12 protein-coding genes are annotated in these 15,662 nt (G+C 68.3%); 1 reads left to right on the plus strand and 11 read right to left on the minus strand.

The window, feature by feature from the left end; translation table 11 throughout:
* Positions 1 to 56: 56 nt before the first annotated feature.
* Positions 57 to 350 (plus strand): ribbon-helix-helix domain-containing protein, encoded by a 294-nt coding sequence (locus GGR04_RS05735; protein WP_183198719.1) that lies wholly within the window; start codon positions 57 to 59, stop codon positions 348 to 350.
* Positions 351 to 432: 82 nt separating this feature from the next.
* Here GGR04_RS05735 and GGR04_RS05740 read toward each other — a convergent pair whose 3' ends face one another.
* From GGR04_RS05740 to GGR04_RS05790, 11 genes are all read right to left on the minus strand, one after another.
* A complete protein-coding gene (locus GGR04_RS05740) occupies positions 433 to 882 on the minus strand; it encodes a pseudoazurin (RefSeq protein WP_183198721.1) in 450 nt (149 codons plus the stop codon).
* Positions 883 to 1,151: 269 nt separating this feature from the next.
* A complete protein-coding gene (locus tag GGR04_RS05745; RefSeq protein WP_183198723.1) occupies positions 1,152 to 2,720 on the minus strand; it encodes a GMC family oxidoreductase in 1,569 nt (522 codons plus the stop codon).
* Between the two features lie 107 nt (positions 2,721 to 2,827).
* Positions 2,828 to 3,370, minus strand: a complete 543-nt coding sequence (locus tag GGR04_RS05750) for a gluconate 2-dehydrogenase subunit 3 family protein (protein WP_246392673.1) — start codon at positions 3,368 to 3,370, stop codon at positions 2,828 to 2,830.
* Positions 3,371 to 3,447: 77 nt separating this feature from the next.
* Positions 3,448 to 3,843, minus strand: a complete 396-nt coding sequence (locus tag GGR04_RS05755; RefSeq protein ID WP_183198726.1) for a VOC family protein — start codon at positions 3,841 to 3,843, stop codon at positions 3,448 to 3,450.
* 189 nt (positions 3,844 to 4,032) lie between these two features.
* Entirely contained in the window at positions 4,033 to 4,923 is an 891-nt protein-coding gene (locus tag GGR04_RS05760) for a DMT family transporter (RefSeq protein ID WP_183199032.1), read from the minus strand.
* Positions 4,924 to 5,733: 810 nt separating this feature from the next.
* Positions 5,734 to 6,807, minus strand: a complete 1,074-nt coding sequence (locus GGR04_RS05765; protein ID WP_183198728.1) for a Gfo/Idh/MocA family protein — start codon at positions 6,805 to 6,807, stop codon at positions 5,734 to 5,736.
* Positions 6,804 to 7,589, minus strand: a complete 786-nt coding sequence (locus tag GGR04_RS05770) for a ThuA domain-containing protein (RefSeq protein ID WP_183198730.1) — start codon at positions 7,587 to 7,589, stop codon at positions 6,804 to 6,806. Before GGR04_RS05770 ends, GGR04_RS05765 begins: the two co-directional genes overlap by 4 nt.
* 106 nt (positions 7,590 to 7,695) lie before the next feature.
* Positions 7,696 to 10,404 carry a malto-oligosyltrehalose synthase gene (gene treY, locus GGR04_RS05775; RefSeq protein WP_183198732.1) on the minus strand — a complete coding sequence of 903 codons (2,709 nt, stop codon included), beginning with the start codon at positions 10,402 to 10,404 and terminating at the stop codon, positions 7,696 to 7,698.
* Positions 10,401 to 12,260, minus strand: a complete 1,860-nt coding sequence (gene malQ, locus GGR04_RS05780; protein ID WP_183198733.1) for a 4-alpha-glucanotransferase — start codon at positions 12,258 to 12,260, stop codon at positions 10,401 to 10,403. The genes treY and malQ overlap by 4 nt, the downstream gene beginning before the upstream one ends.
* Positions 12,253 to 14,136 carry a malto-oligosyltrehalose trehalohydrolase gene (treZ, locus tag GGR04_RS05785; RefSeq protein WP_183198735.1) on the minus strand — a complete coding sequence of 628 codons (1,884 nt, stop codon included), beginning with the start codon at positions 14,134 to 14,136 and terminating at the stop codon, positions 12,253 to 12,255. Before treZ ends, malQ begins: the two co-directional genes overlap by 8 nt.
* 206 nt (positions 14,137 to 14,342) lie before the next feature.
* Entirely contained in the window at positions 14,343 to 15,482 is a 1,140-nt protein-coding gene (locus GGR04_RS05790; protein ID WP_183198737.1) for a zinc-binding metallopeptidase family protein, read from the minus strand.
* Between the last annotated feature and the right edge of the window lie 180 nt (positions 15,483 to 15,662).

Consider the following 15,662-nt stretch of genomic DNA (forward strand, 5'->3'; position numbering starts at 1 on the left):
GTATCGAGCCGCAAAGTTCCCATACTGGAATGATTCCAGGGCGGAAGGGATCGACCATGTGCCATCTGTTTTCGGGGATCCCGGTGGCGGAATACGAGAGCGAGACGCGCTCGGTGCGGCTCGGCGGCCACGCGACCTCGATCCGGCTCGAAGCGGTGTACTGGCGGGCTCTGGAGGAGCTGGCGCGCTCGCAGGGCATGTCGCTGCCGCGCTTCCTGACCGTGCTCTACGACGAGGTGCTCGACCTTCATGGCGAGGCCCGCAACTTCACCTCGCTGCTGCGCTGCGCCTGCCTGCAGCAGGCCGAGCGCCAGGGCGCGGTGCGCGCCCCCGTGCGCGTCGCCGCCTGATCGTCGCGCATAGAGCGACGGGCCGTCCCGACCGTGGGCTCCCGAGTCTCCGGCTCGGCCCCCTTGCTGTCCGAAGCCGACGTCAGTTCGCGCCGGCCTGCGCCAGCAGTTCGGCGAAGACCGGCTGCGCCTTGCCGGGATGCTTCACCGCCTTCGCGGCATCGAGGTTGGCGGGTGCGCCGACCACGACCAGCGCCACCATGCCCATCCCGTAATGCGGCGTGCACTTCACGCCGTAGAGCCCCTCCGTGGTGACGCTGAGCGTGTAGGGCTTGTTGAAGTCGCCGCGAAACGGTGCGACGCCGTCCGGCAGCATGCCCTTGATGCCCTCGACATTGTGGCCGGGCTGGGTCGGCACAAAGGTGACGGTGTCGCCGGGCGCGGCCGTCACGAAGTCGGGCTCGAACACCATCGGCCCCTTCGCGCCGAGATTGAGCATCTTCACGACGTGGTCGGCGGCGTCCGCGCCGCTGGCGGACGCGCCGAGCAGAAGAGCGGTCGCGGCGACGAGAATGCGGGCCTGCGGGATCATGGGTCGTTCCGGGTTTCGTGCGGGAATGGGATGAGGACTGGCGATGAGCGCGCGGCCGTCTCCGCCTTGCGCCCGTTGCGAGGTTCGGGCGACGACGACCGGGGCCGCAGGCGGGGAGGAGCCGCGCACGGTCCCGGCACGGCGAGCGGACACCGACCGTCGTCGTCGCGGAGCCCGGCCGCCGCGAGCGGCGACCGGGATCGAGGGCCCGGCGTGCAACACGGCGAGCGACGCTGCCGCCCGCGTTGCGCGGGCCGGCAGAATGCCGCCTACAACTCGCCGCGCCCGATGCGCCCGGCGATGTGGTCGGCTTGGCGCAGCGCCAGCGCCACGATCGTCAGCGTCGGGTTCTCGGCGGCGCCCGTGGTGAACTGCGAGCCGTCGGACACGAAGAGGTTGGGGATGTCGTGCGTCTGGCCGAAGCGGTTGACGACGCCGTCCTGCGCCCGCTCGCTCATCCGGTTGGTGCCCATGTTGTGGGTGGAGGGATAGGGCGGCGTGTGGATGGTGCGGATCGCACCCACCGCATCGTACATGGCGGTGCCCTGCCGGTAGGCGTGGTCGCGCATCGCCGTGTCGTTCTCGTGGTCGTCGAAATGGACGGAGGCGACGGGCATGCCGAAGGCGTCCTTCTCCTCGGCCAGCGTGATGCGGTTGTCCTCGCGCGGCATGTCCTCGCCGACGATCCACATGCCCGCGAGGTTCTTGTAATTGTCGAGCGCGTCGGAGAAGTCGCGCCCCCATTTCAGCGGGTCGAGGAAGGCGGCCATGAAGGGCAGGCCGAGCGACAGCGTCTCGAACTCGTAGCCGCCGGCAAAGCCGCGGCTCGTGTCGTGGCGCGCCTCGTCGCGCACGATGCCGGCCATCGTGGTGCCCCGGTACATATGCACCGGCTTGTCGAAGAGGCCGTAGACCGTGCCCGTGGTGTGGCGCATGTAGTTGCGCCCCACCTGCCCCGAGGAGTTCGCGAGACCGTCGGGAAATTTCGCGGAATGCGAGTTGAGGAGGAGGCGCGGGCTCTCGATCGAGTTGCCAGCCACCGCCACGGCACGCGCCTTCTGGCGCTGCTCGACGCCGTCGGCATCGGCATAGACGACGCCCGTCACCTTGCCTGACTCGTCGTGTTCGATGCGCAGCACCTGGCAGCTCGGGCGCACCTCCAGCCTGCCGGTCGCCTCGCCCTTCGGGATCTCGGCCACCAGCGTCGACCATTTGGCGCCGGACTTGCAGCCCTGGAAGCAGAAGCCGAGCTGCATGCACGAGCCGCGATCGTCGCGCGGCTCGGAGTTGATCGCCATGTTGCCGGTGTGGACTTCCTTGTAGCCGATCTTGCGGGCGCCGGCCTCCAGCACCTTGAAGTTGTTGTTGCCGGGCAGTCCCGGAATGCCGTTGGTGCGCGTCACGCCCATGCGCGTCTCCGCTTGCGCATACCAGGGCTCCATCTCCTGGAGGTCGACGGGCCAGTCAAGGAGGTTGGCGCCGGCGAGTTCGCCGTAATGGGTGCGCGTCTTGAACTCGTGCTCCTGGAAGCGCAGCGAGGCGCCGGCCCAATGAACCGTCGAGCCGCCAACCGCCTTGACGATCCAGGCCGGCAGGTTCGGGAAGCTCTTGGTGATCTCCCAGGAGCCCGACGTCATCCGCTTGTCGGTCCAGGCGAGCTGGGCGAAGCTGTCCCACTCGTCATTGATGAAGTCCCAGGTCTCGTGCCGCTGGCCGGCTTCGAGGATGACGGTGTCGATGCCCTTGAGGGCGAGTTGCGTGCCGAGCGTTCCGCCGCCGGCGCCGGAGCCGACGATGACGAACACGGCGTCGTCGTTGAGATCGTAGGGTGCGGGCATGGTCGAACTCCTCCCCGCCCGTCGGGGTCCGTCCTCGTCTTTTTCGTCTCACGAGGTTGGGTCTGCGGGCGCTTGCTGGATGAAAGATGGAAACGGCGGCGGGCCGCTCAGGCGAGCCAGTCGATGTCGTCGAAGCCGCGTTCGAGATAGCCGCCCTTGTCGAAGGACGAGCCCTCGTAGCCGAAGACCGGCCAGAGATCCTTCTGGTTGTAGAGCCCGACCACGAGATTGCCGCGCACCTTCTGGAAGAAGGGCTCGGGCTCGATGGCCTTGAGCAGCGCCACCCGGTCGGCCTCGGCCTTCACCTGCGCGTAGGGCACGCCGTGGGCGGCCGCTGCCGCCCGGTTCAGCGCCGCCATGCCGCTTTCCAGAAGGTCGAGCTGGTCGGGCGAGCCGCGCGCGGCCTCGTCGATGATCTCGACGGCGGTGGCGTAGTGCTTGTCGGGAATCTGGTCGTGCGGGTAGCAGTCGCGCGACATCTGCACGAGCGAGGCGAAGGTCTCGGGCTTCGTCGCCTTCGGCATCTGCGCGAAGGCCTCCCCCGTCACGAGGCCGCTCGGCAGGATGGTCATCGCGACGAGCCCGGTCGCCGCGCCCTTGAGGAACCCGCGGCGGGAGAGCCCGCCGGCGGTCTGCTGCATCTCGATCATGCCCGTCCTCCCGTTCGGGGGCCGGCCGGATCGACGCCTCCCGGCGCCGGCGGCCCCTCGCCTCGTGGTCGACGCCGCTAGCGGAAGCGCCAGCCGCGCTCGAGAACCTCGATCTTGTAGCCGTCGGGGTCCTCGATGAAGAAGAAGCGCGCCACGCCGCCACCGGGGGCGTTCAGCACCTTGATGTCCTTCGGCGTCAGGCCGGCGGCGCGAAGCCGCGCGTGCTCGGCCTCGAGATCCTCCACCGACACCGCCAGATGGCCGTAGCCATTGCCGAGATCGTAAGGGCCGGACTGGCCCCCGTTGACGGTGAGTTCCAGCTCGAAGCCGCTCTCGGCGTTGCTCATGTAGATCAGCGTGAACCCGTCGAACGCGATGCGGTCGGCGACCTCAAGCCCGAAGGCCGCCTCGTAGAAGGCGAGCGAGCGCGCCTCGTCGAGAACCCGGATCATCGAATGGATGAGCTTCGCCACGCTGTCTGCTTCCCTGCCTTGGCCGACCCCATCTGGCGGGCGCCCGTCCCTGACCCTCAGCCTAGGGCGCGACGCAAACGGCCGGGTAGTAGCTGGATACGACAGCGCAAGCAGGCCGTGCGGCAGTGCAAAAACGAAGGGCCCGCCGCAGATGCGACGAGCCCTTCAAACCCCGGAAGACGCGAGAGATCAGGCCTTGCGCAGCCGCAGGAAGCGGTTTCGGGCGGGCTTCGCCGCGGCCGCGTCGCCGCCACTGAGCGTCATTACGCCGCAGAAGCCGACGAGCGCCATGCCCGCCACCGCGATCGGATCGGGAAACTCGCCGAAGATCGCGGCGCCGAGGATCGCGGCCCAGACGATCTGGCTGTACTGCGCCGGGGCGATGCGGCTCGCCGGCGCCAGACGCGCCGCCGTCACCATCGCGATGTGCCCGATGCCGGCCGCGAGACCCCCGGCGACGAGGATTGGCCAGTGCGCGGCCGTCGGCGCGACGAAGCTCGGGATCATCAGGACGCCGTTCACCACCGTCGCCGCGACCAGCACGGCGCCGACCAGCGTCAGGCGCTTCTCGGTCGGCCCGAGCTGGCGCAGCAGGATGGACGTGAGCGCGCCGGAAAAGGCGCAGGCGAGCGCCGCGAGATGGCCGAGCGTCAGCGCGTTGAAGCCGGGCCGCACCACGAGCATCACGCCCGCCAGACCGCCGAGCAGCGCCACCCAGCGCGACAGGCCAACGACCTCCTTGAGGAAGAGGCCGGACAGAACCGCCACGAAGACCGGCAGGAGGAAGATCAGCGAATAGGCCTCGGCCATCGGCAGATGGGTGAAGGCGTAGACCGCCGAGATGCCGCCGAACGTGCCGGTGCCCATGCGCGCCAGCACGAGTAGCGGGCGCTTGGGGGCCGCGAGCGCGCGCCAAGTCTCGTCGGCGCGCTTCAGAAGCAGCGCGGGCGCCAGCGCGATGAGCGACATGAAGAAGCCGATCTCGAAGATCGGGAGCTGCGCTCCCAGCATCTTCCCCGCGGCGTCGGAACAGGAATAGGCGAGATACGCCGCGAAGGCGAGGAGGATACCGGACTGCATGGCGAGCGACTTTTCATCGAATTTTGACAAGCCGGCATCGCGATCGGGCGATCGTTTGCTCTCAGGAGAGCGCGTCTTCGTGTGGAGGCGGTCGGCAGCGCACCATCGCGCAGAACGGTTGATAGAACCTTTAAGCCTGCCCGATCAATCGGACCAACCCGCTGATTCCGATCATATTCTCTTACCGAAGAGACACCGGCGTGATCGTGCTGCGTCGCGAAGAGATTGCGTCGATTTCGTGGACGATCGGGCGGCGAAAATAAGAATTAGCCGGTGTCGCCGATCGGCACGAGCATTTGTGTTCGCAGAGATGCCGGTGCCTCTTCGACCGACGACAAAGGCCGGACGGGTTGCCGGCGAGACGACGCCGAAAGGTCAGGGGCGCTCGTCGCCCGGCCTCTCAGGCGTCGGCTTGAGACCATCCGCACCAGGCGAGGAGGGCCTCCCTAACGGTCTCGGATGCCACGTCCGCCGCGATCGACGCCATGTCTCCAGAGAGCGGAAGACGTGGACGGCGGCACGCAGGCCGAAGAGGACGACGGCGATACGGCACCAGAAGGTCAGGGCCTCCCATAGGGGAAGGGTCTCCACTTGGCCGGAGAGCCAGGGCGCGAAGGGGATGACCCCGACGAGCAGCACGATCTTGACCCGGGACAGCCAACGCCTGCGTCGCATATGTCGTGCGAAGCCCGTGGGCGCGTCGCGCATTCCTTCGACCCTTTGTCCGTCTGCTCGCCCGCGAGACTGACAGGAGGCGGGATCGCGGAGAAGAGCCAGCGGGACGAAACCTGCGAAGGTTGTTAACCCCGCTTAGTCCACGATCAGCATCCGCCCCTCGCGGTCCGAGACGAAGCAGAGGTCGAGCAGCTTCTGGATCTCGGCGGCGCGCCGGAAATCCGGCTGGCCGTTGTCGCCACTCATCATCGCCATGGCGAAGCGGTGCTCGTTGCGCGGGGTCACCGGGCATTCCACACGGGACCAGGTGGCCGTCTCGATGTCGGCGCCCAGACACACCTCCAGCCGCGAATCCAGCTGGTTGGCCCAGATCCGCAGCGCCCCTCTCTCGCCGTAGAGAATGAGATGCAGATCGTTGAGATTGCCGGTGGCGTAGCGGCTCATGTGGATGACTCCGAGCGCGCCGTTCGTCATCTCCACCGTCATCGCCACGCTGTCGTTGACGTCGAGCGTGTAGTCGCCGATCCGCCCGCCCTCGGCCTTGTCGAACACCTTCATGCGCGCCTGCAACGCGGCGATGTCGAGACCGGACCCGAAGGTCGCGAAGTCGAGGATGTGGATGCCGATGTCGCCGAGCACGCCCTTCGAGCCGTGGTCCGAGGACAGGCGCCAGAGCCAGCGCTCTTCGGTGCGCCAGTCGCCCCAGTGCTGGCCGGTCAGCCAGCTCTGCAGATAGCTCGCCTCGAAGTGCCGGATGGTGCCGATCCGGCCCTCGTCCACCATGCGCCGCGCCATCTGCAGCGCGTGGGCGTTGCGATAGGTGAGGTTGACCATGTTGACGAGCCCGGCGGCCTCGGCGGCCTCGGTCATCTCGAGGGCGTCGGGATAGTCCACCGCCAGCGGCTTCTCGCAGAACACCGGCTTGCCCGCCGCCATCAGCGTCAGCGTCGTCGCCTTGTGCACGCCGTCCGGCGTCGAGTTCACGGCAGCGTCGAACCGCCCCCAGGCGATGGCCTCGTCGAGGCCTGTGAAGGCCTCCGCGATCCCATGCTCAGCGGCGAACGTCCGGGCGCGCTCGATGTTGGTGTCCACCGCCGCGACGACGCGGCAGCCCGGGATGGAGGAGAAATGCTCGGCGTGGCGATGGGCAATGCCGCCCGTGCCGAGAATGAGGATGCGAAGCTCCTTCTTCACCGCGTCCGGGCTCATCGGTATCCGGCCTCGCCGGCCTTGTGCAGCGAGCCCCCCTTGCGCTCCAGCTTTTCGCGCGCCGTCTCGATCGGCACGTTGGGCGCCTCCGACACGTCCTTCCAGGGCTTGGCCGGATTGTAGGCCCATCGCACGGCGTTACGCAGCACCGTCTGGATCTGCGGGTCGTGATAGATCGGGTAGGTCTCGTGGCCGGGCTCGAAATAGAAGATGCGCCCCGCCCCGCGCTGGTAGGTCAGCCCCGATCGAAACACCTCGCCGCCCTCGAACCAGGAGACGAACACGGTCTCCAGGGGCTCGGGCACGAGGAAGGGCTCGCCGTACATCTCGGAGTTCGGCAGCTCGATCGCCTTGTCGATGCCTTGCGCGATCGGATGGCTGGGATTGATCACCCAGAGCCGCTCGCGCTCGCCCGCCTCGCGCCAGCGCAGCGAGCAGGGCGTGCCCATCATCCGCTTGAAGATCTTCGAGAAATGGCCGGAATGGAGGACGACGAGGCCCATGCCCTCGTTCACCCGCTGTTGCACGCGGTCGACGACGGCGTCGGACACCTGCCCATGCGCCTTGTGCCCCCACCAGAGCAGTACGTCGGTCTCGTCGAGCCGGTTCTGGCTCAGGCCGTGCTCGGGCTCCTCCAGCGTCGCGGTGGTCGCCGTGATCTCGCCGTCTTCGCGCAGCGCCCGCGCGATCGTCTCGTGGATCGAGTCGGGATAGACCGCTTGGACGACGGCGTTCTCCTTCTCGTGGATGAACTCGTTCCAGACGACGGCGCGAATGGTCATCGGGGCTTCCTCCTGCCTGTCCTGATGTCTCATGTCAGAGGTGAGATAGGGCCCCGGCCGGCAACCTCCCGTGCCGGCCGAGACCTTAAGGTCGAGCAATTCCTCGTCAGTCGGCGAGAAGCAGCGCCACCGGCAGCGTCGCCAGAACCTCGGACAGGCGCAGGGTCGCGCCGCCCGTCACCGGCCGCTCGCCGAGGATGTCGTCGAACCGCGCGCCCGCCAGATGCGAGGGCAGGCGCACCGCCGTGTCGCCCCAGCCGGCGGGATCGAGCATCGGCACCGTGGCGTCCTCGCCCAGAAGCTGCAGCGCGAGGCGCGGCACGATGGTCACGGCGGCGCGACCCTCGCCGTCGGTGCGCGCGAAGGCGACGACGTGATCCTTCTTCGCGCCCTCGACCTCCAGCGGCAGGTAGCGGCCGGTGGTGAAGAGCGTCGGCGAGGCGATGCGCGCCTTCAGCGCCGCCGCGGTGAGCTTGGCCTTCACCGCGCCGTCGCGCCAGTCGGGCAGCGCCTCGGCCACCTTGCGCCCGTCGCTCATCGCCCGCTCGCGCGCCGCGAAGTCCACCTTGCGGCGGTTGTCGGGATCGACGAGGCTGAGATCGTAGAACTCGGTGCCCTGGTAGATGTCGGGCACGCCCGGCGCGGTCAGCTTCACCAGCGTCTGCGCCAGCGAGTTGAGGGCGCCCGCCACCACGAAGGGCTGCGCGCTCTTCCAGAAGCCGGCGAGGAAGTCGCCGGTCTCGCGCTCGGACATCACCGCCTCGACGAAGCGCTTCAGCGCGGTCTCGTAGGGCTCGGCCGGCGAGGTCCAGGAGGTGAAGCGCTTGGCCTCGCGCACCGCCTTTTCGGCGAAGGCCGTGAGACGCGCCGCGATCTCCTTGCGCGCCTCGGCGTCCGCCGGGTCGAAATCGGCCGGCAGCACGCCGAGGAGCGACTGGTAGAAGCCCCATTCGGTGGCGGGATCGGGCGAGACGTGCCCCTCGCCCACCGGCTCGCGATACGCCTTCAGCGTCTCGGCGGCCTTCGTGACGATCGCAGTCCAGGCGTCCGGTGCCTCGCTCAACGTGTAGAGCCGGGCGCGGGCGTCCTCGCCGCGCTTGGTGTCGTGAGTGGAGGAGGCCATCAGCCCGTCCGGCTGGTCTTCCAGCCGGATCGCCATCTCCGCATGGAAGGCGCTCGCGTCGGTGCCGTAGTGGTCGGGCTCGCCGCCCACCTCGTTCAGCGCCACCAGCCGGTTGTAGCGGTAGAAGACGGTGTCCTCGACGGCCTTGGCCATCACCGCGCCGGTGGTCTGCTGGAAGCGCCGGGTGAAGTTCAACGCGCCGGTGATGTCGCGCCCGTCCTCGAAGGCGAGCTTCAGGAGGCGGCCGACGAAGGCCACGGGCTCCTTGGCCTCAACCGCGCGGCCTGCCTGCGCCATCGCCACGGCGTCGTCGATGACCTCGACGTCCTTCTCCGGCACCCCGTCGACGCCGACATAGGTGCGGTAGACCGGCAGGTTCGCGGCGACCTCGACGATCGAGCGCGAGAGGTCGTCGCGGCCGAAGTCGCGCGTGGCAAGACCCCGTTCGGCCACCGCCATCGCCTCGTCGGTGAGGACGGTGAGTTCGCCCGCGAGATTGTGCGTGAAGATCGCCCGCTTCTGCTCGGCGATCATGGCGCGCAGGTCCTCGCTCTCGCCGAGGAAGCCCTCGTAGGCCGCCGTCATCGCGTCTTCGCGGCGGCCGTCGACGAAGAGCCCGGCGACGGCGGTGATGAACTCGTAGCCGGTGGTGCCCTCGATGTCCCACGATTTGCGCAGACGCTCGGGGCCGGTCAGGATCTTCTCGACATGAATGGTCACGTCGCGGCGCAGCGACTGGAAGGCTTGGTCGAGCTCCTGCAGGTAGCCCTTGGGGTCGGCGACACCGTCGACATGGTCGATGCGGATGCCGTCGAGACGGCGCTCGCGCGCCAGCCGCAGCACGGTGCGGTGCGACTCGCGGAAGACGCGGCGCATCTCCTGGCGCACGCCGATGAGGTCGGCGATCTCGAAGAAGCGGCGGTAGGACAGCTTCTCGCGCGCCAGCCGCCACCAGGCGAGGCGCCAGGCCTGCGCCTCGTGCAGCGCGTGAAGGGCTTGGTGGTCGGTGTTGACGGCCTCGATGCCCTGCTTCATCGCCGCCAGGAAGGTCGGGTCGGCGATATGCTCGGCGAAGCGTTCGCCGAGCTCCTCGCCGTCGGCCGGCACCGCGGCCGAGAAGCGGCGCACCAGCCGGTCGCGCTCGCCATGCTCGACGAAGGCGAAGACGTGAGAGAGCGTGCGCGGGTCGAGCGGCAGCTCGTAGCCGGCAGCCGAGAAGCGGATCTCGGAGCGCGACGCGTCGAACACCACGGAGAGATCGCCCTCCTCCAAGGCCTGCCCATAGGGCTTGCCGAGCGTCGGAATGAGGATCTTCTCGGCGTCCCAGGAGATGTCGAACGTGTCGGCATGCCGGCTCTCGCGGCCCCAGCGCAATACGTCCTCCCACCAGAGATTCTCCGGCGAGACGCCCATGTGGTTGGGCACGAAGTCGAGGATGAGGCCGAGATCGGCCGCCATCAGCTTGTCGCTCATGGCGTTGAAGCCGGCGTCGCCGCCGAGGTTCTCCTCGAAGCGGTTGTAGTCGACGACGTCGTAGCCGTGGGTCGAGCCGGGCGAGGCCGAGAAGATCGGCGAAGCGTAGAGATGCGAGACGCCGAGCGTCTTCAGGTAGGGAACGAGCGCCTCGGCCTCGGCAAAGCCGGTGCCCTCGCGGAACTGCAGGCGGTAGGTGGCGACAAGCGGTCGGCTCATGGGGTCTCCGGTCTCTCGTCGCGCATCGCGCGGGCCATCGCCTGGAATCGTTCGTCGGCTTCGAGGTCCTCGAGCCGGATGTCGGAGCGCACGCGCCAGTTCGGATATTCGTCGGTGGTGCCCGGCAGGTTGGGCTGCCGGTGCGAGAGGATCATGTCCTCCACCTGCACCGCGAAGAGCATGGAGCGGGTGCGCGCGCCGAAGCGGTGGACGGCGATCGCCAGCTCGCCGGAAATCTCCGTCGGCAGGTCGCGCTCGCCCTTCGCCATCGCCTGGAAGTCGGGCGCGAGCAGGTTCTCGTGGTGGAGCGCGGCCAGCAGCGTGCGCCGGTCGCGGTCGCGCTCGGCCAAGTCGCGCTTCGTCGCCGCTGCATTCTGGCGCCCGGTCTCGGCGCGCAGCCGGATGTCGGAGCCATGCCACCAGCCGGCGAGCGTCGCGAGATCGTGGGTGGAGACGCAGGCGAGCGACAACTCGGGATACGCCGCCGTCTCCTTGAACAGCCCGTCCTTCCAGCGCTCGAAATAAAGCACCTTGTAGGAAAGGATCCGCGCCTCCTCCATCGTGTCGCGGAAGCCCTCGGGCACCGTGCCGAGATCCTCGCCGATCACCAGGCAGCTGCGGCGCTGCGAGACGTCGGCCACCGCATCCACCATCGCGCCGAGGGGATAGCGCATGTAGCCCCCGCCGCCGGACCGGGCGCCCTCGGGAATCCACCAGAGCCGGGCGAGGCCCATGGCGTGGTCGATGCGCACGGCGCCGGCATGCTCCATCAGCGCGTCGTAGGCCTCCGACAGCGGCCGGTACTGGCGTTCGGCCAGCGCCCGCGGCGAGAGCGGCGCGAGGCCCCAGTCCTGCCCGTCGGAATTGAACATGTCGGGCGGCGAGCCGACGCGCGCGTCGCGCACGGTGAGCGCGGGATCGGCCCAGGTCTCCGCGCCGTCGGGCGAGACGCCGACGGCGAAGTCGAGATAGAGGCCGATGGGCATGCCGGCCGCGCGGGCGCGGCGCTGCGCCTCGGCGAGCTGGCCGTCGGCGACATATTGCAGCCATTCGTGGAAGCGCACGGCCTCGGCGTTCTCGCGCTCGAACGCGAGCACCTCGTCACCGTTGCGCTTGTGGAAAGCCTCCGGCCAATTGTGCCAGCCGGCGCTGCCGCCCTCCTTCACCATCGCCGCCGAGATCGCCTCGAACAGGGCGAAGTCACGCAGGGGCGCGCCGCCCTTCTCGGTGAACTCGGCAAAGGCGGCATCGGCGTCGAGCGAGGTTTTCGCCGTCTCGAAGAGCGTACGCAGCAGCCGCGCCTTCAGCGCCCCAGCGGCCGCATAGTCCACGAGTTCGCCGCCGAGTTCCTCGAAGAGCGACGGGTCTTCCCCTCGCAGGGCTTCGACCGCCGCCGCGCCGCCGCCCAGCGCGTCCACCGCGATGTAGAACGGGTTGAGAAAGCGCCGCGTGGACGGCGAATACGGGCTGTAGCGGCCGGGATCGGAGAGGAAGAGCGCGTGCAGCGGGTTGACGCCGACGAAGGCCGCTCCGACGGCACCGCCGATCTCGGCGAGCCTTGCCAGATCGGCGAAGTCGCCGATGCCGAGCGTGCGATCGGAGCGCAGCGCGTAGAGCTGGCAGGTGATGCCCCAGCTTCGCTGGCCCGACAGGCTTTCGGGCATCGCGCAGCGATGCGCCGGCACCTGCTGGCTCGACCCGAAGTCGCCGGGCTCGCCGTCCGTCCCGTCCACGCCGAGAACGGCGAGCAGCGCGTGCTTGGCCTCGTCCTCGATCGCCTGCGCCTCGCCCATCTCGGAGACGTAGCGCGTCTGGATGCCGTGGCTCGTGGCGAGGTCGTCGAGCCGGTCAGTCATGGGCGGGCTCCTCGATAAGCTGAGTGTCGGACAGGAGGAAGACCACGGACGTGCCCGGCAGCACGCCGTTGCGCAGATCGTCGGTGGCGCCCTTGTGGTTGGAGTAGACGCGGGTGGCCTCGGCGATGGCGGGCGAGAGGAGCCCGTCCTCGATCTCCCAGGGCGCATCCTCCAGATTGGCGAAGAGGTGGTAGAACCGGCCGGGCTGCAGCTCCCAAGCCACGGCGAAGGCCCGGTCCTCGACCAGCGCCATGCCGCAGTTTCCCTGCGCTCCGTCGAGCAGCGGCATCAGCATCTCGCGCCGCGTCTTGAGGAGATGGCTCGTCACCTGCAGCCGCCGCTTATGGATGGGCTGGGCGAGCTGCGACCAGTCGAGGCGCGAGATCTCGAAGGTCATGTCGTCGTTGGGATCGGGGAAGATCGCCTGCGCCTCCTCGTCCTCGAAGGCAGCGAAGTTCTTGAACTCCTTCTTGCGCCCGCGCGACACGGCGTTGGCCAGTTCGCCGTCGAAGTCGGTGAAGAAGCAGAACGAGTTGCAGTCGCCGAACTCGTCGCCCTGGAACATCAGCGGGATCTGCGGCGACAGAAGCAGGATCGCCTGCAGGCAGTCGTAGATGCGCCCCGAGGCGAGCGAGCGCAGCCGGTCGCCGAAGGCCCGGTTGCCGATCTGGTCGTGGTTCTGGATGAAGTTGACGAAGGCGGTGGGCGGCAGATAGGCCGATTCCGAGCCGACGTCTCGGTCGCGATGCTCGGAGCGCTGCCCCTGGAAGACGAAGCCGGTGGCCAGCGCCGTCGCCATCTGCTCGGCCGAATGCGGGTCGTAGTCGCGGTAGTAGCCTTCCTGGTCCATCGTGCCGAGAACGTGGGCGCAATGGTGGAAGTCGTCGTTCCATTCGCCCGAGACGAGCGGGATCGTCCCGTCGCCGGCACGATCGATGTGCCAGGTGATGTTGCGGTCGTCCTCGGTGGTGATGTGGACGTGTCGGCCGGCGAGCTGGACGCGCACGCGCTCGGCCAGTTCCTTCACGAAAGGCGTGTCGGTCGTGTCCTTGATCGAGTCGATGGCGTCGAGCCGCAGGCCGTCGATGCGGTACTCGGTCAGCCAGTAGAGCGCGTTCTCGATCATGAAGTCGCGCACCGGCTTCTCGTCATAGGCGATCGCTGCACCCCAGGGGGTGTGGATCTCCTGATGGAAGAACTCCGGGATGTAGGAGGGGATGTAGTTCCCGTCGGGTCCGAAATGGTTGTAGACGACGTCGAGGAACACCATCAGGCCGCGCTCGTGCGCGGCGTCGACGAGATGCTTCAGCCCCTCCGGCCCGCCATAGGCCTGATGCGCGGCGTAGAGCAGCACGCCGTCGTAGCCCCAGCCGCGCTGGCCGCCGAACTGCGCCACTGGCAGCAGTTCGATGGCGGTGATGCCGGCGTCGCGCAGATGGTCGAGCTTGGCGATCGCCGCCTCGAACGTGCCCTCCGGCGTGAACGTGCCGACATGCATCTCGTAGAAGACGCATTCGTGCCACGGGCGGCCCGTCCAGTCCTTCGCCTTCCACTCGTAGGCGTTGGGATCGACGAGGCGCGACAGCCAGTGGACGTCGCCGCCCTGCGCACGCGCCGCCGGGTCCGGCACCACCTTCTCGCCGTCGAGCCGGAAGCCGTAGCCGCCGCCCGGCGCCACGGCGTCGGTGCGGATCTCCCACCAGCCGTCGGCGGTCTTCGTCATCGGCTGGAAGATCTCGGGCATGTAGCGCTCGGGCTCGGCGATCGCGAGATCGATCGCCTTGGCGCTGGGCGCCCAGAGCCGGAACAGCGTCCCCGCGGGATCGTAGCGGGTTCCCCAGCTCAGGTCGAACAGGTCAGTCTGCGCACCGTCCATGCGGCAAGTCTCCGAGGGGAAGAGGAGGAAGGCCCCCGGTCCTCGTCACCTGCCTTCGCCGGCCCGGGGGGAGGAGGCCGGGGGGCGAAGAGGATCGGGGACCGGGAAATTCACGAAATGCGTAAGTGGCGCGGCGAGCGGGCGCGGGCAGTGCAGGAGAGCCTTTAATTTCACGAGCCGCGCATCGCTGCATGGCCGCAAACGGCTCAGGCGTTCTCGGTCTGGCGCGCCAGCACGCGGGCGTCGTTCGAGGTCTTCTCGGACGGGTGGGAGTGCCGCCTCTGTCCGGCCCGGCCGTGCACGAGATCGTGGATGAAGCCGAGCTTGGCGATCACCGCCGGCGAGAGCACGAACGGATAGAGATCGCCGAGGCCCATCGCGCGGTTCATCGAGTTCAGCGCCTGCGAGATCGCCAGCCAGGAATCGGCGATCTCCTCGATGGTGGTGCGGGGATCGTAGACGTCGAAGGCGAGGTCGGCGGTCAGGATGCCGTCGAGGTCGAGCTGCGGCCGGATCGTCATGCCGAACGAGCCGCCGACCTCCAGCGTGTCGACGATGTGGAGATAATGTGCCCAGGTCTCGGCGAAATCCTCCCAGGCATGCGAAGCCGCATAGGCCGAGACGTAGTCCTCCTGCCAGTTGGGCTTCGGCCCGTTGGCGTAGTGGCGCTTCAGCGCCTCGCCGTAATCCTGCGTGTCGTCGCCGAACACGGCGCGGCAGGCTTCGAGCGCGCCGCCGTCGCGCACGAGAATGTTCCAGTACCAGTGGCCGACCTCGTGGCGGAAATGGCCGAGCAGCGTGCGGTAGGGCTCGCCCATCGCGTTGCGCCGCGTCTCGCGCTCCAGATCGTCCGCCTCGGCCAGCGCCACGGTCACGACACCCTTGTCATGCCCGGTCATCACCTTCTTGGTGGAGTTCGGATTGTCGGCCAGGAACTTGAAGCCGAGGCCTTCGGGGTGCTCGTCTCGCGTGTAGAGCGGCAGCTTGAGGCGCAGCAGAGTGTAGAACAGCCGGTGCTTGGCGGCCTCCATCTTGCCCCAGAGCTTCTGGTTGAGCGGATTACTGAGGTCGGGCACCATCAGGTTGTGACGGTCGGCGAGGCAGTATTTCGCGTCGCTGCCAGCCGGAATCAGCCAGTTGCACACACCGTAGCGATAGTTGTCGCAATAGGTCCACCGGTCGCCCTGGCTCCTGCGGCCCACCGACACCCAGCCGTCGTCCGCCTTTTCCAGCGCCAGCACGCGGTTCTGGCGCGGCTCGTAGCCGAGCGCGTGGCCGCAACGCTCGCACGTGACGTTGCTGAAGAACACGACCTGATCGCAGGCCGGGCAGGAAAAGAGCTTCATCGCGGGTTTCCCCTTTTGCGCATCGCAGCGCGAAGTCCGGTCGCGCGGAGAACTGAAGGGACCGCAAAGGGTTCCTTTTTGCCCGCCGAAACCCGCGTCGCAGCTGGCAGACGGGCGATGCCGCATTGCAGTGGTTTCTTGCCGCGTTTCGAGCGACTATGCTCGCGTTCGCTCTTTCCT

Source organism: Aureimonas pseudogalii (assembly GCF_014196835.1).
GTDB lineage: Bacteria > Pseudomonadota > Alphaproteobacteria > Rhizobiales > Rhizobiaceae > Aureimonas > Aureimonas pseudogalii.

What these genes read in the sequence shown, in the direction of transcription:
- malQ (WP_183198733.1), bottom strand. Translation starts at nt 12,260, where the DNA reads ATGACTGACCGGCTCGACGACCTCGCCACGAGCCACGGCATCCAGACG.
- GGR04_RS05735 (WP_183198719.1), top strand. Translation starts at nt 57, where the DNA reads ATGTGCCATCTGTTTTCGGGGATCCCGGTGGCGGAATACGAGAGCGAG.
- GGR04_RS05790 (WP_183198737.1), bottom strand. Translation starts at nt 15,482, where the DNA reads ATGAAGCTCTTTTCCTGCCCGGCCTGCGATCAGGTCGTGTTCTTCAGC.
- GGR04_RS05760 (WP_183199032.1), bottom strand. Translation starts at nt 4,923, where the DNA reads ATGCAGTCCGGTATCCTCCTCGCCTTCGCGGCGTATCTCGCCTATTCC.
- GGR04_RS05765 (WP_183198728.1), bottom strand. Translation starts at nt 6,807, where the DNA reads ATGAGCCCGGACGCGGTGAAGAAGGAGCTTCGCATCCTCATTCTCGGC.
- GGR04_RS05745 (WP_183198723.1), bottom strand. Translation starts at nt 2,720, where the DNA reads ATGCCCGCACCCTACGATCTCAACGACGACGCCGTGTTCGTCATCGTC.
- treY (WP_183198732.1), bottom strand. Translation starts at nt 10,404, where the DNA reads ATGAGCCGACCGCTTGTCGCCACCTACCGCCTGCAGTTCCGCGAGGGC.
- GGR04_RS05740 (WP_183198721.1), bottom strand. Translation starts at nt 882, where the DNA reads ATGATCCCGCAGGCCCGCATTCTCGTCGCCGCGACCGCTCTTCTGCTC.
- GGR04_RS05750 (WP_246392673.1), bottom strand. Translation starts at nt 3,370, where the DNA reads ATGATCGAGATGCAGCAGACCGCCGGCGGGCTCTCCCGCCGCGGGTTC.
- treZ (WP_183198735.1), bottom strand. Translation starts at nt 14,136, where the DNA reads ATGGACGGTGCGCAGACTGACCTGTTCGACCTGAGCTGGGGAACCCGC.
- GGR04_RS05770 (WP_183198730.1), bottom strand. Translation starts at nt 7,589, where the DNA reads ATGACCATTCGCGCCGTCGTCTGGAACGAGTTCATCCACGAGAAGGAG.